The sequence below is a fragment of the Candidatus Binatia bacterium genome (genome assembly GCA_029243485.1).
Classification (GTDB): domain Bacteria; phylum Desulfobacterota; class Binatia; order UBA12015; family UBA12015; genus VGTG01.
On sequence record JAQWRY010000034.1, the window covers coordinates 39013 to 61003 of the forward strand.

General features: G+C 62.7%; 13 protein-coding genes and 3 pseudogenes. 8 read left to right on the plus strand and 8 right to left on the minus strand.

The features are described from left to right. Positions 1-61 precede the first annotated feature (61 nt). On the plus strand, positions 62-817 hold the full coding sequence (locus tag P8R42_11620) for a phytanoyl-CoA dioxygenase family protein (protein MDG2305281.1): 756 nt from the start codon (positions 62-64) through the stop codon (positions 815-817). A 192-nt stretch (positions 818-1009) separates the two neighbouring features. Here the strand turns inward: P8R42_11620 and P8R42_11625 are convergent. After that, positions 1010-1258 (minus strand): annotated as a pseudogene (locus P8R42_11625) (sulfatase-like hydrolase/transferase). A gap of 440 nt (positions 1259-1698) precedes the next feature. Between P8R42_11625 and P8R42_11630 the strand changes: the two are divergent. The 3 genes from P8R42_11630 to P8R42_11640 all read left to right on the plus strand — a co-directional run bounded on the left by P8R42_11630 (position 1699) and on the right by P8R42_11640 (position 4656). Next, positions 1699-3243: a C2 family cysteine protease gene (locus P8R42_11630; GenBank protein MDG2305282.1), complete on the plus strand. Its 1545-nt coding sequence runs from the start codon at positions 1699-1701 to the stop codon at positions 3241-3243. Between the two features lie 538 nt (positions 3244-3781). Beyond that, on the plus strand, positions 3782-4141 hold the full coding sequence (locus P8R42_11635; protein ID MDG2305283.1) for a hypothetical protein: 360 nt from the start codon (positions 3782-3784) through the stop codon (positions 4139-4141). A gap of 89 nt (positions 4142-4230) precedes the next feature. Next, positions 4231-4656 carry a hypothetical protein gene (locus P8R42_11640; protein MDG2305284.1) on the plus strand — a complete coding sequence of 142 codons (426 nt, stop codon included), beginning with the start codon at positions 4231-4233 and terminating at the stop codon, positions 4654-4656. On the opposite strand, the gene P8R42_11645 is transcribed toward P8R42_11640, so the two are convergent. The 4 genes from P8R42_11645 to P8R42_11660 all read right to left on the minus strand — a co-directional run bounded on the left by P8R42_11645 (position 4614) and on the right by P8R42_11660 (position 10060). Further along, positions 4614-5222, minus strand: a complete 609-nt coding sequence (locus P8R42_11645; GenBank protein ID MDG2305285.1) for a hypothetical protein — start codon at positions 5220-5222, stop codon at positions 4614-4616. The two genes, P8R42_11640 and P8R42_11645, sit on opposite strands and share 43 nt — an antisense overlap. Positions 5223-5934: 712 nt before the next feature. Further along, positions 5935-7857: a RecQ family ATP-dependent DNA helicase gene (locus P8R42_11650; protein MDG2305286.1), complete on the minus strand. Its 1923-nt coding sequence runs from the start codon at positions 7855-7857 to the stop codon at positions 5935-5937. A 233-nt stretch (positions 7858-8090) separates the two neighbouring features. Further along, complete coding sequence (locus P8R42_11655) at positions 8091-8615, minus strand: hypothetical protein (protein MDG2305287.1); 525 nt, start codon at positions 8613-8615, stop codon at positions 8091-8093. Between the two features lie 329 nt (positions 8616-8944). After that, the gene (locus P8R42_11660) at positions 8945-10060 is read right to left on the minus strand and encodes an endonuclease/exonuclease/phosphatase family protein (GenBank protein MDG2305288.1); all 1116 of its coding nucleotides are present in this window, start codon (positions 10058-10060) and stop codon (positions 8945-8947) included. Positions 10061-12479: 2419 nt separating this feature from the next. Between P8R42_11660 and P8R42_11665 the strand changes: the two are divergent. The 3 genes and pseudogenes from P8R42_11665 (at position 12480) to P8R42_11675 (ending at position 17105) form a co-directional block, all read left to right on the plus strand. Continuing rightward, positions 12480-12587: pseudogene (locus P8R42_11665) on the plus strand (DUF4215 domain-containing protein). A gap of 93 nt (positions 12588-12680) precedes the next feature. After that, positions 12681-13409, plus strand: a pseudogene (locus tag P8R42_11670) (glycoside hydrolase family 16 protein). Further along, complete coding sequence (locus P8R42_11675; protein MDG2305289.1) at positions 13386-17105, plus strand: carbohydrate-binding protein; 3720 nt, start codon at positions 13386-13388, stop codon at positions 17103-17105. Before P8R42_11670 ends, P8R42_11675 begins: the two are co-directional and overlap by 24 nt. 162 nt (positions 17106-17267) lie before the next feature. On the opposite strand, the gene P8R42_11680 is transcribed toward P8R42_11675, so the two are convergent. Next, positions 17268-17555 (minus strand): integrase core domain-containing protein, encoded by a 288-nt coding sequence (locus P8R42_11680; GenBank protein ID MDG2305290.1) that lies wholly within the window; start codon positions 17553-17555, stop codon positions 17268-17270. A gap of 124 nt (positions 17556-17679) precedes the next feature. Here P8R42_11680 and P8R42_11685 point away from each other — a divergent pair, with 124 nt between their 5' ends. Next, entirely contained in the window at positions 17680-18027 is a 348-nt protein-coding gene (locus P8R42_11685; GenBank protein ID MDG2305291.1) for a hypothetical protein, read from the plus strand. 184 nt (positions 18028-18211) lie between these two features. Here P8R42_11685 and P8R42_11690 read toward each other — a convergent pair whose 3' ends face one another. Beyond that, positions 18212-20353 carry a M12 family metallopeptidase gene (locus tag P8R42_11690; GenBank protein MDG2305292.1) on the minus strand — a complete coding sequence of 714 codons (2142 nt, stop codon included), beginning with the start codon at positions 20351-20353 and terminating at the stop codon, positions 18212-18214. 453 nt (positions 20354-20806) lie between these two features. Then, positions 20807-21409: a hypothetical protein gene (locus P8R42_11695; protein ID MDG2305293.1), complete on the minus strand. Its 603-nt coding sequence runs from the start codon at positions 21407-21409 to the stop codon at positions 20807-20809. Positions 21410-21991 lie beyond the last annotated feature (582 nt).

Genomic DNA, 21991 nt, shown 5'->3' on the forward strand with positions numbered 1-21991 from the left:
CGTGCCGGTAAGATTCTTTGAAAGCGAGTTACGTGATTCGCGCGGGCTGAGCGCCGCCGAGGTGAGTCGCTTCAACGAGCAGGGCTTTCTGAGTCCGTTGGAGGTTCTGAATCCGTCAGAAGCCGACCAGGCACGAAGCTACTTCGATGGCTTGTTCGAGGAGCTTCGACGACGTGACGACGGTCGTAACTCCTACGCGATCCTGGGCTACCAGGCGCGCTGTCGGGGGATCTGGGAGCTGGCCCGGCACCCGCGGATTCTAGACCGGATCGAGGCCCTGCTGGGCCCGGATTTTGTCTGCTGGTCGACGCATTTCTTCTGTAAGCTGCCCGAAGATTCGCGGCCCGTACCCTGGCACCAGGATGCGAGCTACTGGCCGATCCGCCCCACGAAGACCGTCACGGCCTGGCTCGCGATTGACGATGTGGATGCGGAGAATGCACCCATGCGCTTTCTCGCGGGGAGCCATCGCCAGGGTCGCCTTCCGTGGAGACGAGCCGGCGAAACTGCGATTCTCCACCAGGAAATCCCGCAAGCGCATCGCCTCGGCGTGCCGGTGGATAACGTTTTGCGTGCCGGACAGATCTCGATCCATTCGGGTACCATCGTGCACGGCTCGGAGGTCAATCGGTCTCGGCGTCGGCGTTGCGGTCTCGCGCTTCGCTACGTCCCGTCCAGCTGCGACGTCTTGATCGACGACGCACGACATCTTCTCGAGAGCGCGGTTCCTGGCCGGGGAGACACCGGGCGGTGGCGGCGAAACCAACCCCCTTCCGGGGATGATCTCTCGATGGTTCATCATTTCTACTGCGACTGAATAAGCGACAAATAACCAGGGTCATTCCCGCACCCCCCTCCCCTGGTCATTCCGGCTGAGCCTTTTCAGACGGGTTCGATCCCGACGGATCCAGCTCGCCGGAGTAGATCCCGGACGGTCTGTCGTAACGCTCGCCGTCAAGAGCCCAATGCTCCTCGCGTTTTCTCTACCGAGCGTTCGGGTCGGAGACGTCTCATAGCCAGGCTTTCCGGCGGTCGGTGGGTAGACCGCGTAGTCGAACTCTCCCAATCCCGCCTCGATGCTGTCGTTCCCCGTAAGCAACGTCGATCGAGTGACCGAGCAGACGGGTGATGCATGGAAATTCGAGAATCGAACCCCGGCGCCAGCCAGCCAGTTCCTGTTCGGCGTATCGATTTCGGAGCCGAATGCACCCAAATCACCGAAGGCGGTATCGTCCCCGACCCACAAGAGGATGTTTGGGTGGGGGCCCCCGCGTGCGCCACCGTTCCCTCGGGAGACCGTGCCACCGACCGGGAATAGGCACTGGCGTTATCACTGCCTACCGCAGTGACCACGGGACCAGGCGGGCGCTGCACTGGCGCCGTCTTTTCTAGGCCCCTTTCCGTGGCACGAACATTGCGGACTTCGCCTTCAGCTTCGAGAATTTGCTCGAAACCGAGTCCGCAGGAGCCTTGGCCATGAAGATCACAGCACGAATATCGATGACAAGAGTTGCGGCGGCAGCTTGCCTCGCCGTACTACCCACGACGGCTTGGTCCGCGCGCGCCGGTTTTGTCGAGCGTGACGCGCCTTCCCCAAGCGGCCGGGGCCCGGAACTCCATCTGCCGAAGTGGATCGAAAGAAATGTTGAGACGGGTGTCGTTACGGTCACGGGCACGGCTGGGGGCGATGAGGTCACCGTGGCGAAGTTTCATCGCCAAGGAGGCTCGGCACAGATCCGTTTCACATTTGGAAGTTTCGCAAAGTCCTATCCGTACGAGGCAGTCAGCAAGGTCGTGTTCTACGGTGGCGATGGGAATGATCGCTTTTTCAACAAGACCTCGGTTCCCTCCGAGGCGCATGGGAACAACGGAGACGACTCTCTCTCGGGCGGCGGGGCGGACGACTTGCTGGTTGGTGGATACGGCCAGGACAGCCTCTACGGGAATGCCGGCGACGACACGATCCTCGGGTCCGGCGGGTCCGACTACCTCGACGGGGGCAGCGGGGCAGACCTGGTGCGAGGGCACGGCGGCCAGGACTACATGCGAGGGGGAAAGGGTGCCGATCGCCTCGAGGGCGGCTCCGGTGGTGACACGATGTTCGGCGATGCCGGCGCCGACCATCTTTATGGCGGCGACGGAAATGACAAAATCTACGGCAATTCTGGAATGGACACGATTGTGAGCATTCAAGGAGGTCACGATGTGGTCAACGGCGGGGCTCAATGGGACTCGGTATGGGTCGACAGCTCCGACTCGCTGCTCAACGTTTCGGCGGGCGAAAAGAAACTAGGGTACGTCAACCAGGTCGGGTCGTTTCATAAAGTCAGCTCCCCGGGGAGTGGCCCGTGTTGCACGGTGAGCACCCACCTACTGGGTCAGAATCTCCCCGATCCGGATCCGCGCAGCAAGCACCTTTCATTCGTCTCGAAGACCAACTTCAAAGATCGACCCCTCTTCTCCGCTTTCGGCGCGAGCAAGGACGACGTCTTCCAAGGTAGTGTAGGCGATTGCTACTTCCTTGCTGCGCTTTCCATCGTCGCAGACAGCGATCCGGAGCACATCAGAAAGATGGTCGTCGACCTCGGGGACGGGACGTACGCGGTGCGCTTCTACCGAGGAGGCATCCCCACGTATGTCCGCGTCGACGCGGACCTCTACACGAACAAGAATGATTCATCGGATCTCTGGTACGCCGATCTGGGGGTTCAGAATTCTCTGTGGGTACCCATCATCGAAAAAGCTTACGCGGTGTTCCGCAAAGCGAATTCGAGCTATGACGGGATTTCCGGAGGAAGTGCGCCGAAGGGCGAAAAATATCGTGATCACCTCGGCCTCTTCACCGACTCGCGCATGACCATCGATGATGGCCTGACGGCAAAGCAGATTGAATCCTGGTACCAGAACGGGTCTCCGGATGGAGCAATCAAGCAACAGATCAAGGACAGCACCCTCGAGCTCTTATATTGGGTGAAGGCGAAGCGAACGCAGGGCGCCGGACTGCTCACGGGTGCGCTCGGCGGCATCAGCGATGCCACGCCCATCGTCGCCGGGGGCAAGAAGAAGAGTTGGCGGAGAGGGCAGCACATCTACATGATTGATCGCGTCGAGGTGGACGGCCAGGGAACACCGACGGGAATCGTTCTGCGCGATCCGTACGGATCAGAGAGGACTCTGTCCGACTTCACGCGTATCCATTTCTGCATTGGGCGCGCCTCTCAATTAGAGGCGGACCACGGCTGAAAAGTCGGTGTGCGTCGAGACATTCGACACAAATGGGCGAGTCTCCCGCACCGTTATTGCAGGCGCCCTTCGTTGCTACGCTCGAGTTCGTCAGCGGTCTCTGTCTGACGAACTCGAGCGTAGTGTTCGGGTTCAGAGAAAGTTGAACCCTCTGAGGGTTTGAAATGAGAGACACTTCCGGCCCAACCGGGAGGAGCACCCGATGGAAAAGGGAGAGAGCGCTGAGAAGGTCGTTCGCGACATTCAGCGCGAGACCCGCCGCCGTTTTTCGGCGGAGGAGAAGAGCCGAATCTCGGGGTGCATGCGCAATTCCAGGGAGGCAACCACCACATGCACCTCGGCAATCGCCCGGCGCAACTGCCAGCGCGCGTCGGGCTCGGCGAGGCGAGGCGAAACAACAGCCTACCGGTTCCCTCGAGCCATCGCCCACTCGCCTCCTGCAAGCTGAACCCGCTGAGCGTGTAGCGATAGCTATTCCCGCCCTGCGGGTTCGCCGTTGCGCTCGTGGGCAGGATTGGTCAACAGTTACGGTATGTCGGTGGATATCCAGTTCGACGTGGAGAGGCGCTTCACGACCGTGACTGTACGCGGTCCCCTCACTATCGGTGTTGCCCGCGAGACGCTGAGCATCCTGTACGCCGAGGACGTACGGCCCGACCGGGTCCTCTGGGACCTGAGCGAGGGCACGCTGCCCCCCCGACCCGACGCGGTGATGCGTCTCGTCGATTTCATTCGAGAGCACCGCGGCAAAGAGGGCGCGCGCAAAGTCGCGATCGTGGTGTCGAGTCCAGGGGACTTCGGCCTCTCGCGAATGTACGAGGCCCTCTCGTCCGACTTGCCCTTCGAGGTCATGGTCTTTCGAACGTCCACCGACGCGAAGGCTTGGATGGGCGTATAGCCGGCATTGTACGTCGTCAGCTGAGTCGGCTGTAGGAAACATGAACGGCCTATTTGCCCAGGTCGCCGGGTAGCCGCCACCGCGAAGCCTTGAGCCAGGTCCAGTTTTCGAGTCCAGGCAGCGGCCCACTCGACCTCCGGCTGATCGACTTCTGGCGCTGGTTCAACTCCGACCTCGTCAGCAACACCGCCCGAGGAATCCTCGCGGAGCTCCTCGTTGGCAGTACCCTCGGGTGCGCGGATGGCGTCAGGCAGGAGTGGGCTGCATGGGACCTCAAGACGCCGACCGCCGTCACGGTCGAAGTGAAGTCGGCTGCCTACATCCAGACGTGGCACCAGGATCGGCTCTCAACGATCTCCTTCGACATCGCACCTAAACAAGCGTGGAATCCCGAGACCGACGAGTGGTCGGCGCAGAAACGGCGACACGCGATTCAAGGGCTCTGTCTTGGTCAACCGGGAGCCCTCGACCATCAATTCATTCGCTGGCGCACGTCAATCGACTCTGCCCGATAAGGCGCCGTCAGGTCGGCTTGGGGCCAAAAAAAGGGCTTCATGTCGGCTATCCGCACTGCGAAGGAAAGGACAAAGGGCAGAACGAATACCGGAAGGGTTAGAATGCCCAACAACCCGGCAAGCCCAAAGGCAGCCACCGATTGACGCCCCCTGGAGGCAAGGATCGAATCCCCCGCCCAGAGAATGCCGGCGCTGGCGAGGAAGGCCAGCCCGTAGCCACGAGCCTCGCGTGCGTAGTCGAGATGCAGCGGCGACGTGAGCACCAAAAGAGAGAACAGGGCCGCGACGGTCGGGCCCTCGCGACGCCAGAGCCAATGGACGAGCAAGACCACGGCAAGCAAGCTGGGCACGACCCCCCATAGGCGGTAGGTCACCTCGCCTCCGGGAAGAAAGCGGGTCGTGCCCCAAGCAAGAAGGCTGAAGAGCATATGATTGTTGGGAATGTACTCGGAAAAAATGACAGCAGGGCCGGGATCGATAAACTTCAAGACCGACCACACTTCGTCGTGCCAGAAACTCTGCCCCAGGCCCGCGAGGCGGGTGTAGAACAATAGACCCAGGCTCACGAAAAGAAGGAGGTAGACCGCGAACGTTGCAGGTCGACTACAGAAGCCTTCTCTTCGATCTACGCGTAACGGGCCGGACACCCAATGCTCCTACCGGAAAACCCCGCGACACTGCATACTTTCGCTATCCTTCGCCACGTGAAAACTATCCCTTGCCGACCTTTCCCGAGTTAAGCACTGGTACCGGGGCACCGCCTTCTCCGCTACGAAGCTGTCCCTCCAGGTCTTGCTTCGACTACCCATCCTCACACTCGGCAAAAGCGAACGGAAGCGACCCAACTCCTCGAGGGCGATCGAGATCTTCTCGCAATTCGGCGTCGGGCAGTAGTAGAGGTCGAATATCGTCATTCGCTCCAGGTGAGAGGCCGTTACACGCCAAGAGCTTGGTCGGCGAGGTCCCGAGATGCAACTTGCTCGGACGATTCCGGACGGAGCGCCGCCCGGCCGCTACGCCGCCGCGGCTCTGTCCCGAAAACTTGAACTCGCTCCAGGCTTCGCGGCGGCGGCTACCCGTCGACCTGGGCAAATCGACCGTTCATCTCAACTGCAGCCGGCAAATAGGGCCTTCATGTTTCCTACCGTCACCCCTCTCGTCGAGCCAGTTTCTGCTCGGGCAACGTCAGGGGCGGACTGAAGTACCGATCTGTTCGAGGACAATATCCGCCAGTTCGATATCTGAGAATACCATGGCCTTGCCGTGTGTTCTCGGCATTCAATTCTCAGCCAGGCCTTCCACAAACTCCAGCGTATTCTTGAACGGCATCGAGTCGTAGGCCCCAAACAGATCCGTCTGCTGGCGCAGTTTGGCGCGGATCGTTGCTGGGCTCGTGATGCCGCAAAGGAAACGAGTGAGTTGCCTGGGCGTTCGGATCGATTCGTGGCGGTCGGAGATGAGGCCTCGGACGCGCTCTTCGTCTTGCCCGGAGAAAGTTCGTCGATCCGCGTCTCCGAGCTCAGTCGGCTCCACGCCCTGGCAGCGGCAGCAATGTCCGCACTTCTCGCGCTCCTCGCCAAAATAGCTGAGCAGATGTTGGGTGATGCAGCCATCATGCTGTGCCAACTCCAACACCCGTTGAATGCGTTCGATGTCGTTGGTCTCACGTTTCTCAAAGCGCGCATTGAGCGACTCAACGAAGGCGTTCATGTCCTGCGGAATGCGCAGCCTTCGATAGCCCGCGCGGACCCCAGCGACCTGCAGAATCAGATCGCCCTTTTCCTCGAGATAGCTCAGCGCGGCCACGATGCGATCGCGGGGCTGGCCGATCGTCTGACCGACCTCGGTCGTGTCGAGTGTCAGCCACTTGGATCCCTTGCGAGCGTGGCTAAACACGCTTCTTAAAAATTCGGCCTTCTCCCCGCTGGCGCGCCCGAATATTTCGGACGACGGGCGCTGCGGCTGAAACTTGTATTCGCTGTAGAAGGGGCCGGTTGACGCGAGACAACCCTCCAACTCGAGATAGGTCAGCAGCGTTTTCACCACGAGCGGCCGCACATCGAAACGATTGGACAGTTCATATTCCGAAATGTCGAAGGTCTCGCCCGCTTCGAAAATGTGTCGTGTGAACTCACCGACGGTCTCCGGCTCCGGCGTGTCGCCATAGCTGAAATTCTCTAACGTGATGACATCCTCCGCCGAAGCGAGCATCTCGCAGACGGAAGGCTCGCCGTCCCGACCCGCGCGCCCAATCTCCTGCGAGTAGCTCTCCAGTCCCTTGGGCAAATTGTAGTGATAGACGTAACGGATGTTCGACTTGTCGACTCCCATGCCGAACGCGATCGTGGCGACGATCACTGCATCGGGCGAGCTCATGAATGCGTCCTGAATGGCGGCGCGATTCTCGCTCTTCAGGCCGGCGTGATAAGCAGCGGCATTGATGCCGTTGGCGGACAAGAAACCGGCCACTTTCTCCGCCGTGCGTTGCAACGTCACGTAGACAATCGTGGAGCCGGGCGAACGTTCACGAATCCGGTTGAGCAAAATCTCATTTCGGCCGCGACTGGCGACGGCGATGACGCTCAACTCCAAATTCGGACGGTAAAACCCGGTGTGCACTTCGTCGTCGTCGGCGATGTCGAACGCGGCGCGCACATCCTTCGCTACGGCGGGCGTCGCGGTCGCGGTCAGCGCCAACGTCCGCTCCACTTTCAGATCCTTCGCCAACTGCGCGATCTTCAAGTAGTCCGGACGAAAGTTGTGCCCCCATTCGCTGATGCAGTGCGCCTCATCGATCGCGAGCATCGAGATCTTCTGGCGTCCGATTGCCCGTAGGAAGCGCTCATTGCCGAGTCGCTCGGGTGAGATGTAGAGCAACTTCAGGCTTCCCGCGTAAAGGTCGTCAAACAGCTTGCGATTTTCCTCTTTGGTCAGGGTCGAATCCAGCCGGGCGGCGGGTGCGCCCTTGGCGGTGAGAAAGTCCAGCTGATCCTTCATCAGCGCAATCAGGGGCGAGATCACCACGGTCAGTCCGTCGAGCATCAGCGCCGGCAACTGGTAGCAAAGACTCTTGCCTCCGCCCGTCGGAAAAATCGCCAACACCGACTTGCCTTCGAGCAAACGGGAAATCGCGGCCTCCTGTCCGTCGCGAAAGTCGTCGAAACCGAATCGTTCTTTGAGTTGGCGCTGCAGGTCGGTCATGACTGGAAGTTAGCGTGAGACGGTAAGATGATCATGGGAGAATGGAGATTTGCCCACTGGTTGATCGATAAGCAAGCGCTTCCTGCCGCCGTGTGAAATTCTTGTATCGAAATGTCGCGGACTGGATGAAAACCCAGATCAATTCGGCAATTCGCGACGGAGAGACGTGCAGCCGGAGCTGTCCGCCTCCTCTTCGTAACGCTCGAAAAGAAGGACAAGCCCGAGGCCGATCGTTACGAGCACTCACTTCTTTCACCCGATCTCTTCCAGTGGCGGCGGGAGCCGGCGGTGCCTGGGTATCTCCGGGAGAAGCTCCGGGTCGAGGGGTAGCGTCCGGCGAGGCTGCGAATGACGTCCAGCTTCCCAAGCTGGATGTCATTGCGGTGGTCTCGGTCGGTGGTTGTTACTGGAATGTTTCGCTTTGCCGAGGGTTTCTTGCGTTTGCGTGGCGGCGCGCGGGTTTCGTTTTCTGACAGGGTTCCGGGTGGGTTCCGGGTTTTTGGTTTGCTCGGGTGGTTGCCTGCCTCGCCGAGGAGGCGGTCGAGATCGTCTGCATCCGTGCGCGAGGCGCCGTAGTGCTTCTCGATCATGGCGAGGCTTGTGCCGGTCTGGCGGCATACGACGAGGGGCTCTGCGCCGGCTTCGAGGAGCGCCGTGATGTAGGTGACCACATCCCAACGCCCTGGGTGCTCGAAGTCCGCGGGCGCTGGGAAGCTCCTCGGAAGGAAGTTGCTGCAGGAGTATGCGGGCCTCGTCACGCCGGGCACGATCCTTCACTGGCACCGAAGGCTGATCGCCAAGAAGTACGACGGCAGTGCGCGACGTGGGCCTGGTCGACCTTCCAAGCCGCCGGAGATTGCGGCGCTAGTGGTGAATCGCCCCGGGTTCTCCGGAGCCGTTGACGTGCTCAAGCGAGGTGCTGGAGGCCTTCCGAGTGAGTGTTCGACGGCGTTGCTCGCGGAGCTCCACACGCCGGCGGGTGTGCGAACTCGATCAAGGTTACGGGCTTTCGCTGGAAGCCGCTCGGCGTGCTTCCAACAGCTCGATATGATCCGGGGCAGACGCGAACTCCAAGCCGGGGCTAAGGCTACCGTTCGGTCACCCACAACTCTGCCATTACGGCGCAGTGGTCGGAGATCTTCGGCCACTGTCCCCGGTCCGCCTGCCGGAAGGTCACCTGCCGGAACGAGGTGCGATCAAACCATGTTGCCGAACGTCGGTCGAAAACGAGATGATCGACGAATTGGGTGTAGCGGTTCTTGGCGCAGGAGATTGGCATGTCCTTCGTCGCGCTCGTGAGATCCGCGTGCTTGGGGACCCCATCGTCTAATTCTGCCCAAACTCGGTCGCCCGGCTCGTTCAGAGTACGGTTGAAGTCGCCGAGGACGATGAAGGGACTCTCTTTCGCGGCTGCCTCGTCAATCCACTCCTCAAGTTTCGCTACCTGTGAGTCGAGCTTCGCGCAGGCGCTACCGCTCCTGGGGTTGGAGAAGCAGCCACTCTTGAGGTGGATGCTCAGGAGCTTGATGGTCTGCCCGTTATGCAGGACGTCGAGCCGAGTTCCGTAGCGCAGGCCCCGGCTGGTTCTGAGGGTGGTCAGGTCGGGCTTTGGTGTGGCGCGCAGACCTTTCTTGTACGCGAACCCGGTGTTCTGTTGCCCAGGGACCTCTGAATTCCGGCGGGAGACGTGAACGTTGTAGACGTCCGTATCGACTATTCGCTCCAGCGCTTCGAGTCGGTCAACCTCCTGGACTGCAAGGATGTCTGGGTCGAACATGCGCACGTAGCAGCGAATCCGATCGTAGTCTTCGGTCTGGCGCTTCGGGGAATCGGGGAAGATGGAACGGCCGTTTTCCGCGTGAAGTGCCTTCAAGTTCCATGTCGCGATTCGGAGCCGACCGCTTGGATGCGCCTCGGGGCTGCCCTTGGGCGGACACCAGGCATCTGGCTCTGGGGCGTGATCGACGCTGAGGACTGCGCGCTTGATGTACCTCGGGGTCACCCATCCGGTGCCCGCGGTGCCGCGAGTCGTGACGCCAACGAGTTCGATCCAGCCGCTGTCCGTGTCAACGTTGGTAACGTTTGCAGCCGTGCCGCCTTGGAAGCGCAGGTGAACGCGGTTATCTCGGGGTTTAGGATGTGCTGGGATCGCGGCAGCTCGTACTTTGAGCTCTACAGTCTCGCCGACTACTGGCTGAGCCAAGGCACTGCTTGGAAGTGCGACTGCTAACGCCGCCAAGGTTAGAGTCGTGCGCAGGACCGGGTACACTCTCACCCCTGTACCAGTCAAAGCGGGTGGCTCCACAACGATCAGGAGCTGCGAGTGGGGGGGGGCATCAGACTGCCGGGGCGGGAGCGGCTTCAGCTAGGATGCCTGTTCGAATGACTGTTGGCCGCTGAGGGCCCGTTCATGCGCCGGTTATCGCGTGTCGCTCATCGACTGTTGGTACAGGAGTCGGTCCACTCGGGCGACATGTGTCGCAGCGCCGGAAGAACCAATGGTCACAGCGGTGGCCAGCAGTAGCACTAGCGATCCATGCCTCGTTGATCGAGAACAAGATCCTCGGCAAGTCCGATCGGGTCGATCATTGGTATGCGCAGTATGATGATGACTCCGCCCTGGCTGAGGTGAAGAGCCTTCGGCCTCGGGTGGAACGAAGCCTCGCGGCCCTGAAACAGGCGCTCCCAGAAGATTCCCGGTTCCCCCGGAACGTGTCGGACCTCTACACAACGGTTCGGGTCGTGAAGTTGCTGGAGGACGAGTACGGCAAGCTCGCCAAGGCGAACGCGGACGCGATCGGTGAGGCGCTGAGTGACTTCGCGAAGCGGTTCGGCCTGTGGGAGGGCGCACGTCGGTCGCTCGTCGGGAGGGCGCTGGCCAGATACAAAGAAAAGTCGCCTGTGTTTCAGCGCTACCGCAACACGATCCAGGCCCCGCAGCGCGAAGCGGGTGCTCGTCGAGATCGAGAGGACATCCTCCTCGGAATCGTGAAGCCGTCGATTGTACGTCGTCAGCTGAGTCGGGATCTTCGGGGGCGTTTTCCTAGAGACACTTCCGGCACGTTTGCTCGCTTGGTCGTAGAGGTGGCTGTAGGAAACATGGGGCGGTTCCGCCGTTCTCCATTCTGCCGCCAACGGACGCGTTCGACGATCCGGTCGATGTCGTTCGCGGGTTTGTCGATGGACGATTTCGGCCGGCTCCGTGGCCCTCCTGGCGAACCTGATGGGGAGGATGGCATCCCTCACCCTCCTTCCGCGCGCCACGCATTTCGGCGGACTCGAAGGGCATATCCGAATGGTTCGACCCGTCGCGGCCGCGGTGTAGCGGCAGCGGTGATACACTCCGTGATGAGCCGTGGGCTCGCCCACCTCCCAGATCACGACAGACTCGGGCGTGCTGATCGTCCACTGCTCCCGGCTCGGAGCCATGCCCATCACGGTCGTCGTGCGCTTCTCGTGCCGGGCCATTCTTCCCCCATCGAGAAACACGGTGCCGCCCCCGCTCATCCTGCCGCCGAACTCGACGCGGCAAAAAAGATCTCGGACTGCCACGTGAACCACGTCGTGAGATAGGCGTTCACGTCGCTGGTGAAGTATTGGAAGATCTGGCACCGCTATGCCGGAACTGCCTGAGCGGTCTCACGATGAATGGTAGACCACACGGTTGGTGACGACGTGTGGCCGCTCGCCGTCGAAAAACCTGCTGGAACCGAACGTAAACCGCACGCACGCGGCCTTCGGGCCGCGGAGTCGAGGCCCACGGCATCAGCTTCGGCAGGGGCCGCAGGAAGGTGGCGAGACCCGCGCGCTGGGCCGGCAGGGAACGCCCGAGAAAGTTGGCACGTACCCATCGGTCGAAGGTGTCTCGCTGCTGCGGATCGAAACCTACGGCTCCGTGCTGCTCCACCCAGGCCCGAGCAGCCGAAACGCCTTCCTACCGCCAATTCCGCTCCGACCCCCTACTTTTTGGCTTCCGCGCCGCGGCCCAACCCTATAGCGGATGAGCTACCCAAACCCGGCTCGGCCGGGAACACGTTCCACCCCAAGAGGAGAAAAAGATGAATGCCAAAGGATTCGTCGGCGCCATCGTTGCGTCGGCGGTCCTCGTCGGGGCGTCTCCCGTCGAGGCCGAAGACCTGCCGATCGCCGGCCGCGTCCTCAAAGTGAATACGTCGGGCGAGGATCCGAAACACCTCTTCGTCTTCAAATCGGAGACCGGGCGGGTCCCCGCCGCCTTCTGGAATCCGGACTCGACCGCCGAAGGCGGCGCATCGCTCCTCTTCCGGTGGCGCACCGCCACCGGAGAGGGCCGCACCGAGCTCATCCGGTTGCCGGCGGAGTACTGGCAGGGACTGGGCAACCCCGCGGGGACCAAAGGCTGGAGATACAAGGACAAGAGCTCCTCTCACGGCGGCGTGAAGAGCATTCTCGTGAAGCTCGACGACCGCGGGAGCAGCGTGCGGGTCAAGGCCCGCGGAGACGGCTGGGCCTGGGATCTTCCCGGCGACGTGCAGGAGGGCTTCGTCCACCTTCGTCTCGGAGAGGGCGAATACTGCGCGAGCTTCGGTCCCGACCGCGGCCTCATCCGGCCACGCACCGACGGTGACCTCTACGTGACCCGCATGCCCGCCCCCGCCGCCTGCGCCTCGGATGTCTGCGGCGACGGCCGGGTCGAGGGCTCGGAGCAGTGCGACGACGGGAATCTCGACGACCTCGATTCTTGTACGAACGCCTGTACGCAGAACGATGTCGCCCCCACGCCCGAACCCACCGCCCAACCCACGCCCGAACCCACGCCCGAGCCGGGCCCGGAAGACTGGGACCTCGTATGGGCCGACGAATTCGAGGGCCCCGCGGGCGCGCCACCCGACGGCAGCAAGTGGAACACCGAGGTCGGTGGCTGGGGCTGGGGGAACCAGGAGCTCCAGTACTACACCGACGCGCCCGCCAACGCGTCGCTGGACGGAGCGGGACATCTGCGCTTGACGGCGCGTGAGGAGACGGTCGCGGGCTCGAGCTGCTGGTACGGCGACTGTCTGTACTCGTCGGCTCGCCTCTCGACCGAGAACCTCTTCGACCAACGCTACGGGCGCATCGAAGCTCGTATTCGCGTCCCGTTCGGACAGGGCCTATGGCCCGCCTTCTGGATGCTGGGGAACGACTTCCGCGACGTCGGTTGGCCGGCTTGCGGCGAGATCGACATCATGGAGAACGTCGGGAGAGAACCTTCGACGGTACACGGCACCGTCCACGGCCCGGGATATTCGGGCGGCGGAGGGCTGAGCGGCTCCTTCTCCCTGGCCGACGGTGCGCGCTTCTCGGACGACTTCCACGTCTTCGCGATCGAGTGGCAAGCGGGTGAGATTCGCTGGCTCGTCGACGGCCAGATCACCCACGTTCTGCGGCCCGACAGCGTGCCGGGTGGAGCCCCGTGGGTCTTCGACCATCCCTTCTTCCTGATCCTGAACGTGGCGGTGGGCGGCCTTTGGCCCGGAAGCCCCGACGCGACGACGAACTTCCCGCAACAGATGACCGTCGACTACGTGCGGGTCTACGAGAAGAAGGAGATCATCCCGGAGCCGTTCACCTACGTCGTCCTGCCCGACACGCAGTTCATGACGATGGGACACAACCAGAGTCAGGCCGAGATGTTCTACCGCCAGACCGAATGGGTGGTCGAGAAGGCCGACGAGCTGAACATCAAGTTCGTCTCCCACCTCGGAGACATCGTGGAATTCGGCGGCGCCCGGGAACAATGGGAGGTTGCCGATCAAGCCCTGTCCGCTCTGGACGGCAAGGTGCCCTACGGCCTCACCTTCGGAAACCACGACGCCGACGACCAGGTCTGGGGACGCAGCGACGGCCTCTTCAACGAGTATTTCCCGGCCTGGCGCTACGAAGGCGAGAGCTGGTACGGCGGCGGATACCCCGCGGGCAAGAACACGAACAGCTACCAGCTGTTCCGCTCGGGTGACGCCGAATACCTCGTTCTTCATCTCCAGTGGGATCCCCCCACCGACGTCCGTGCGTGGGCCGGCGGAATCCTCGCGGCACACCCGGACCGGAGGGCCATCGTCTCGACGCACGAGTTTCCGGGGAATTGGGTGCTGTGGAACGAGGTGCTCAAGCACCAAGCGAACGTCTTCCTCATCGTCTCGGGCCACGAGTGCGCTCGGGAACGTCTGCTCACGCTCGAAAACGATTTCGGCGGTCGGGTCTACTCGATTCTCACCGACTACCAGTGCGACAACCCGGCCAAGGCCTTCCTGCGCTACTACGAGTTCTGCGCCGACGGCTCGGTCGACGCGGTGACGTACTCTCCCTGGACGGACGAGTACGAGATCGACGACAGCTCGAGCTTCACCTTCGTGCCCGACCACGGCACGGGAATCGCGTGCGAGAACGCGAGCCAGCCGTGGGGCGGAACCGCCCACCCAATTCCAGGGCGGATCGAGGCGGAGCAGTACGACGAAGGCTGTGAGGGCGTGGCCTACCACGACCTCGACGGCGTGAACGAGGGCGGCGCCTATCGTACCGACGGCGTGGACCTCGAGCCCACGAACGATGGAGGGGTCAACCTCGGCTGGACCCGCGACGGCGAGTGGCTGAACTACAACGTCGAGGTGGCCGAGGAGGGACGCTACGACCTCCGAATCCGGGTCGCATCCGAGGGAGACGGCTCCGTATTCCGCCTGGACTTCGACGATGCGCCGCTCACCGGCCCCATCGCCGTCGCGCCCACCGGCGGCTGGCAGATCTGGACGGAAGGAACCGTGGCCGACCTCGCGATGAGCGCCGGCACCCATGTGCTCACGGTCCACATCGAGGACGGGGATTTCAATCTCGATTGGATGGAATGGACGCTCGCGAGCCCGGCACCCACCGCGACACCCGCGCCGACCGCCTCCCCCGGACCCACCGCAACTCCGGCGCCCACCGCGACTCCGTTGCCGACCGCGTCGCCGGCGCCGACCGGCACGCCGTCGCCCGGCCCCACCCCCGATCCAGGGTCCGCCGAGATCCTCTACTTCCAGGCGAACCGGCTGCATCTCATCGGCCAGGCGAGCACCACGACGGCAGGGACGCTCTCTCGAGCTCCCGGCACAGGAGGTCGCTTCGACCGGCTGCCGGTCGGACCGACCCCTCTGGTCTACGAGATCACGAACCTCACCGTGCCCTACGATCCGGCCCTACAAGACACCCGGCTCTCCCTGTACCTCGAGGGAACGAGCACCGCGGGCGTCATCGCGCAGGCGCGGGTGCGCTACGACTTCGAAGGCGACGGTACCTTCGACCGGGAGGAGACGTTCACCGCCGGCGTCGCCCATGCAACGCAAGGGCTTCATCGATACGACTCGGAGACGTTCCCCTTGGCGGCTTCGGTGGGAGACTACCGCGACCTCGACGGCGGCACCGTCCGGCTCGAGCTCTGGAATCCGCTCGTCCCGGTGCGTGAGGGGCCGGACGTTCGGACCGGCTCGGCACCGGCCGAGCACTCGCCGTCCCACATCGTGATCCCGTTCGCCTTCCCGCCGACCGAGATCGTCGCAGGAGAGACTCCCAGGCGACGGGTCGACTACCCCGAAGGCGTGTTGTGCCCCACCGACGCGCCAGACCCACGCTGCGGGCCCGGCTTCTCCGACGAAACGGCCCTGGAGGAAGCCGCCCTCGAGCAAGCGATCACGCAGGGCCTCGCGGCCTTCCGCTTCGACGGTGCCCACGGTTCGTGCGCCGGCTGTCACGTGGCCGACGCCTTCGACCTGGCCGTGATCGGCTACTCGGACGCCGACATCCGGAGGCGCGCTCTCGAGCACGTTTCCTCCGAGCAGGCCGAGCAGATCGTCCAGCTGGTGCACGCACAGCGACAACGGCACGGACTGGATCGGGTACTTCACCCCGGGCACTTCCGCCCCCTGCAGCCTGGCTTCGAACCGCTTCCCGGGGACACCGTTCGGGAGCGGGACTTCGCGTTCCTACAGCACCTCGCCGACGAGCAGAACCTGATCCTGATGAACGACGTCATCGACTCGCGCGAGAAGGCTCTTCTGGCCGAGCAACAGCTGCTGGCTCTCGACGTGCACAGCCTGCGCATCGGCGTCCGGCTGGACCGATGGTCGGAGGACTCCTTCCACGGACCGAGCCACGTGGGCCAGGCGCCGTACGCCGAAGCCCAGGGCCAGGACGGCAGCGTGGCGGAATGGCTGCCCAACATGGCAACGGTGCCGCTCGCGAACCGGGCGCAGGAGTTCTACGCCCTCTTCGACGCCTACGCGGCCAATCCGACCGACCTCGCCTTCTGGCGCTTCTACGACTCGATCGCCGAGATCACCGAGAGCCACGAGCCGCTGCTGAACGACGACGACTCCTGGGCGTACGAGTGGATGCGCACCAAGTACGAATCCATCCAGGTCATGGGGCACATGCTCCGACATCAGACGCTGGACTTTCCCGACCTAGCGATCGACCAGCCGGAACCGGAGGGGCTGGATGCACTGGCAGCCTCGATCCTGCGCAACCCGCTGTGGCGCGTCGGTGACATGATCCGGCAACGCCCGCTCGACTGTCCGACGCCGGAGCTGTGCACGACCTTCCCACCCTTCGTCCCCAACGAGACCGACCCCGCGAAGCTAAACGTGCAATCGCGAGTGCTGCAACGCGCCTGGTTCTGGGCGGGTTGGATGGTGGACCGGGCCCTTCTCCGTTCGGACGAGTCGTTCGCCACCATCTCGGGCGACTACTTCTATCCGCTGCACCACGGCTTCTGGAACGGGCACTACGCGTTCATCACGGCGAAGATGTCCGTTGAAAAGGCGAACGAAGCCAGCATGAGCGAGTCCTGGGACAATGCCCGGGCCGGACACGGGAAGTGGGCGAGCATCCGCCCCTTCCTCGTCTACAAACACAGCGAGTTCCAGCGTCCTCTACCCGGGCCGACGGATCCGGCCTACGAGCTGAACCGTCGCCTGATGACCAACCTCGCGCGCATGTGGATCTATCTCGTCCACGCGGATCTCGAGCGCACGGGGCAGGCCTTCGACCGGGCGGGCACCGCCAAAGCCGTGAATTTCGCGCGCCTCAACTGGCTGGACTCGGTCGATCCGGGCGGACCGCGCGAGGACATCGAGGCCCGGTTCACCGAGATCGTCGACATGCTTCGCACTGCCGAAGAGCTGCGCCAGCCGCACCACCGCTTCGACCTCTACGAATATCTCCCGGTGGCGGACGTCGACGTGGGCCCGGCACCCTGAATCCAGGGAGTCGCAATTCCGATGCATGCCCCGGCGGGGAGGTTCGACCGCCGGGGCATGCTTTAGGAATTACAGACCTCTTCGGACAATCGGGTGTATGAGTTTCACCCCTGAGCCGAGAGGAGATCGCTCCTGTCGTGTCCGGAAACCCAGCCCGCGTTCTCATGCAGCCTCGCGGTAGTAGTGGTTCAGGATTCCGCCGACTCGCTCGCGATGTCGGATCGGTACATCGGCCGCCGGTGGGTCTTGGCGCGTGATGATGGAGCTGTCGAGCCCCTGGTGATGGCGCTCCCGGTGATAGTGCTCGGCGTACTCCTTGATCGCGTGCCGCAGGTGCCGTTCTCCGAGCGGCACGATCTTGTCGAGACACTCCGACTTGATCGAGAGTACGAAACGCTCCGCGGAGGCATTCAGATTCGGGCTTCTCGCTGGCAACCGCAGCGGCTCCACGCCACTGCCCCGTAGGATCTTACGGAAGCGTCGGCTGGAGGGCCTTGTCTGGATCTTCCTGGTCGCCCTCTGGGCTGCCGAGCTAGGCGATCTGCATTCCTTCTTCCCGTCCGACACTCCCCAGATGAAAACAACTCGTATGGGAGTCCTGTTCGCGGTGGTCTTTGCCGTCCAGCTCTGTCGCCTCGGCTACAGATGGCACAAAAATCGGGGAAGCGAGGTCACGCTCGCGAGCTACCATCTCGATGGCGCGTGGCAGAGCGGCTTCCGTTGGATGTCATGCGACCTCCGACTCGTCCAGCCGCCCCCCGGGTTCAGGGGACTGTGCCTTCGCCTGAAGCTGAACGGACTGCGGCTCCATACCGAATGGAGCCCCAACGCCGGGTGGTGTACTCAGCTGAACCTGACCTTCTCTCAGGCCACCGAATTCATTTCCCTGCTCGAAAGAGTTTCCACGGAGGTCCGGCGATAGGAAGGATGCGGCGACGCTCGACGACGACCGGTGCGGTTTGGCGGTTTGGCGGTTTGGCGGTAGCAGCGGATAGGCGACATAACGGCGCCTTATCGGACGTATGCGTGCGCCTCGTTCTACCTCATGGAGCCTCACGCAGGATTTTCGCCCCTTCGCGCGCCCTGGTTTCACCGGCTCGAGCGTACTACTTCTGCGCCTTGAACAGCGTCGCGCTATTCTTGCTGACATCGTCCAGCATCACCGCGAAGCACTTTGGTATGTCGTGGCCGTAGACCTCGATCCTGGCGCTGGTCGAGCCCTCTAGCGCCGCGGCCATACCCGTGGGGAGACTTTCGTATCCCTTGGCACTGTTGTTCGCGCCGCGCAGCTGGATGATCGACTTGCCGGCCTTGCCGCCCTTGAGCTTCCAGATCTTGATGCCGTCAGAAGCGAACTCGGTGTCCTTGAATACGTAGCCGTTCTTCCCGGCGGCCTTCCAGCAGGGACGCTTGCCGCACTGGTCCGCGGCACGGCCTACGCGAACTTCTCCAGCCAGCGAATCGCCGTCGTCGAACAAACACGCGGTATACGCCGTGCCAGATGCCTCGAGCGGGTTGCCGAAATCCGACTGGCTCAGGGCCGGCCCCTTGAGGAGAGCCGCCTTCAGCGATTCGCGCCCGGCGCGGTTTTCCCGGACCAGCAGAGACCCTCGACCCCAGGTGGCGTCACAGCTTGAATTCGGAGCCAAACTGCAGGGAGAGATGTTCAAGTCGATGTCGTCGATGGCGACATCACTGCGAAACGTGCTCCCCACCGTCCCCACGAATCGCAATTGCGCTTCTTGGCCCTTGTAGCTGTCCAGAGAAATCGTCGCGGAGCGCCATTGCGCGACGCTGGATCCCTCCGAACTCCACAGCGCGGTCGTCAGTGGCGTTCCCCCGCATGGCGAAGTGACGATCTCGACCTCGAGGGAGCCCCCTACGATTCCCGTGCCTTGCGCGTAGAACCAGAACGTCAGCGCCGGCTCGCCGAAGGTCGGCACCACAAAGGGCACCGAAGTGAAGTGCGCCTCATCACCCGCGCCTCGGGGGCCGCTGGCCTCGATGAAGGCGTACCACCCATCGGCTCCCGCTCCGAGAGTATGGTCGCTGGGCGGGCCCGTACTCGAGCTCGGTGTTCCGCGAATGCCGACCGTCCAGTCGAACTCATCACCGGTAACGAGCGGATCCCAGCCCCCGAGATCGACCTCGAAGTTCTGCGCGCCCCCCGGGTAGCAGGAGCGCCACTCCGCTGGCTTCTCCAGTCCGGCGCACGCACTATCGTCCGAACAGATGCCGTTGCTCCGGCAGGACACCACGCGGGTTTGACCGGTGGCGCCGCACGTCGCCGAGCAAGAGCTCCACGAAGACGTCGTCCAGTAGGGAACGCCACCGTTGGCCGGGCCGTCGTAACAGATGTTCATGGCATCCTCGACGGCCTGCCGGTCGATGATGCTCAGGCCAGTCCGATTTCCGATATTCAAGTTGCCATACACAGCCTGGTAGGCAGCCAGCTGCACTGGGTCTGGATCGATCGTGCTCTGGCCATTACTGCTGAAGGCCCCCGACGAATAGTGCATGATGGACCCGTAGTCGTAATCGCCAACGTCCAGGCCATCGGAAGCGTTGTACTGGTTGAAATTGTGCACCTTACCGGCCTCAATGTTGCCGTAGTTGATCGTGACGTAGGTATCGCGATCCGCGCGGGACTGTTCATGAAACGCACCCACCGCGTGCCCAATCTCGTGAACCGTCGAGCCGAACCCGCACGCTCCGCCCGTATCCAGCCGGATGAATTGTTGGCCCGTGATTCGACCAATGGAAGAAGAGCAGGAGCCGGTCGAGCCTGTGAACTTCACGAAGTTGCTCTCGCCGTCACGGGGAACCAGTCTTATGAAGGCTCCGTCCGCCCAGTGCCGAATCGCTTCTTGAATATCTTCAAAAACATCCGGGGCGTTGGCGTCGGAGAGTGACGAGTCGATTTCGTAGGGCACCACACCGTCGGCCCAGCGACGGGCGAGAGAGGCCTTCAGGGCGGCTTTGTCGCTGTCTCCATCTTCGAAGGGTTCCAGGCCAATCAAGGCGCGCCCGAGGCCTCCGGCCGGATGGAACTCCCATTGTTCGCCGGGCTCCTTCTCACACGCGCCGACTTCGATGTCCCCCTCGAAGAAAGCAACGCCATCCACAACCTCCAACGTCGTGCAGACGACCGTAGGATCGGTAGAAATGAAGGGAGCGGCCTGCGCCCCGGCCAAGAGTGGAAGAAAAGCAATCAAAGCAAGCGCAAGTAGCGGGACATGCCGGTTCATGAAGAGTCCTCCAGGCACTTGACGTGTCACAGCCCATGCTGCACCGCAAGGAGAGAGTTTTCCGGTGGTCAGCGGGAACCGCAGGCGCGACACCGCGCGAGTCGCGGGAGGATGGCCCCCTACCCCTTCAAGTCGCCGCCTTGCCTCCTTGCTTTCTCTCCCGCCCTCGCATGGCCCGAAGAACTCAGAAATTCGCGAGACCAGACTGCGATCTCGTCGCGAATGTTTCGGAAGACGTCTCGCAACTGGTCTCGGGACATCTCGGGGTAATCCGGGTCCTCGAACTCTCGATACAAGACCCGGCCCGCGTTCGAAAACACGGGGCAATCGTCCCTGGCGGCGCGGAGCCACCCCTCCGCCATTTGAGATCGGACTCGATTGCCGGTGCAGATGACCAGAATACGTTGCGGAGCGGCCGACGGTGTCATTTCACCTCCCCGGCGAGCCCGCGGATCACTCGATCTCGACAACGAGACGTGGGCCCATGTCGGGGTCGCCCTCACAGGCATCCGCCCACTCGCGACTCCCGACCTTCACCTTTCCCCTCCCATGATTCGCGCGCTCGAGCATCCAGCCCACGCCCTGCGCTGCCTCCTGCATTGCCGCCACGACATCGGCGGTGACATCCCATTCAAGGATTTGTTCCGTCCAACGAGCAGCGGGGGGGGGACCATTGGCCTGCGTGTTGGGAGTGATCTCCAAAACATCCGTATACCCCGATGCCACCAGAGAATCCCCGGGCAAGGTGGAGATCCTGGCTCCGTACCAGCGGTATTGTTCTGGGCAATCGGGCAAGGCGTTCGAGATATCCGTGTCGATGAAGCAATCCCATGTCATGCCCACACCCGAGCCCGCCTGCTTGCGTAGACCGCGGTGCCTTCTGTGATGATTGTTGGATTTCCGATTACCCTCCACCCAATCCGTGCGCAGCATGCGCCGAACCCCGTACAAAGTCCCACGACGGCCCCGTCCGTAGTTCGGCTTCACCACGTTCCGGAACTGAAGGTGGGCACGAACAACCGTCGTTCCGGCCAGATCCGCAAACGGAAAGTTCACAATGCCCTTCAGTCAGCCGGTCAAATACCCTTTCTGCTTCTCCCACTTCTGAACATAGATCCTCGGGTTCAGGCCATCGTCCCGACCCGGATGGTTGCGAGTGATCCGGGTATCCTTGTCTGGATAGACTACGACTTGATCTGCAAGCGCGTGGGCTCCAGACAGGCCGATCATCAGCGTCATTGCCCAAAGCAACTATCGATCGAATTTCACATCCACCCTCTGCAATGCTCCTGCCCGCCGGGCGGATAGCCGACATGAAGCCCCTTTTGGGCCCCAAGGCGACATAACGGCGCCTTACCGGACGTATGCGTGCGCCTCGTTCTGCCTCATGGAGCAGCCGCCAGAACTCGTCGTCGAAGCTTTGCCCGGGGCGTCCTCACCGCCTGCGGCCCATGGTCGGGGCGCCGCGCGCTCAAGCACGGCGCCCCGAGATCCTAAAGGTTTTGTCCCACGGGGTTTCCGAGTGAGACCATGCTTTGGAAGTACTCGATGACGCCTGCGTCGGAGACATCGAGGGCGTCCCATTGCGGCCAGTCGAAAGTGTCGTTCATGAAGGGCTGCATCTGATCCCAACTCAAC

Bases quoted from the DNA above. Each gene is read 5' to 3' on its own strand.
- P8R42_11685 (MDG2305291.1), top strand. From the start codon at position 17,680: ATGAAAACAACTCGTATGGGAGTCCTGTTCGCGGTGGTCTTTGCCGTC.
- P8R42_11650 (MDG2305286.1), bottom strand. From the start codon at position 7,857: ATGACCGACCTGCAGCGCCAACTCAAAGAACGATTCGGTTTCGACGAC.
- P8R42_11675 (MDG2305289.1), top strand. From the start codon at position 13,386: ATGACCGTCGACTACGTGCGGGTCTACGAGAAGAAGGAGATCATCCCG.
- P8R42_11690 (MDG2305292.1), bottom strand. From the start codon at position 20,353: ATGAACCGGCATGTCCCGCTACTTGCGCTTGCTTTGATTGCTTTTCTT.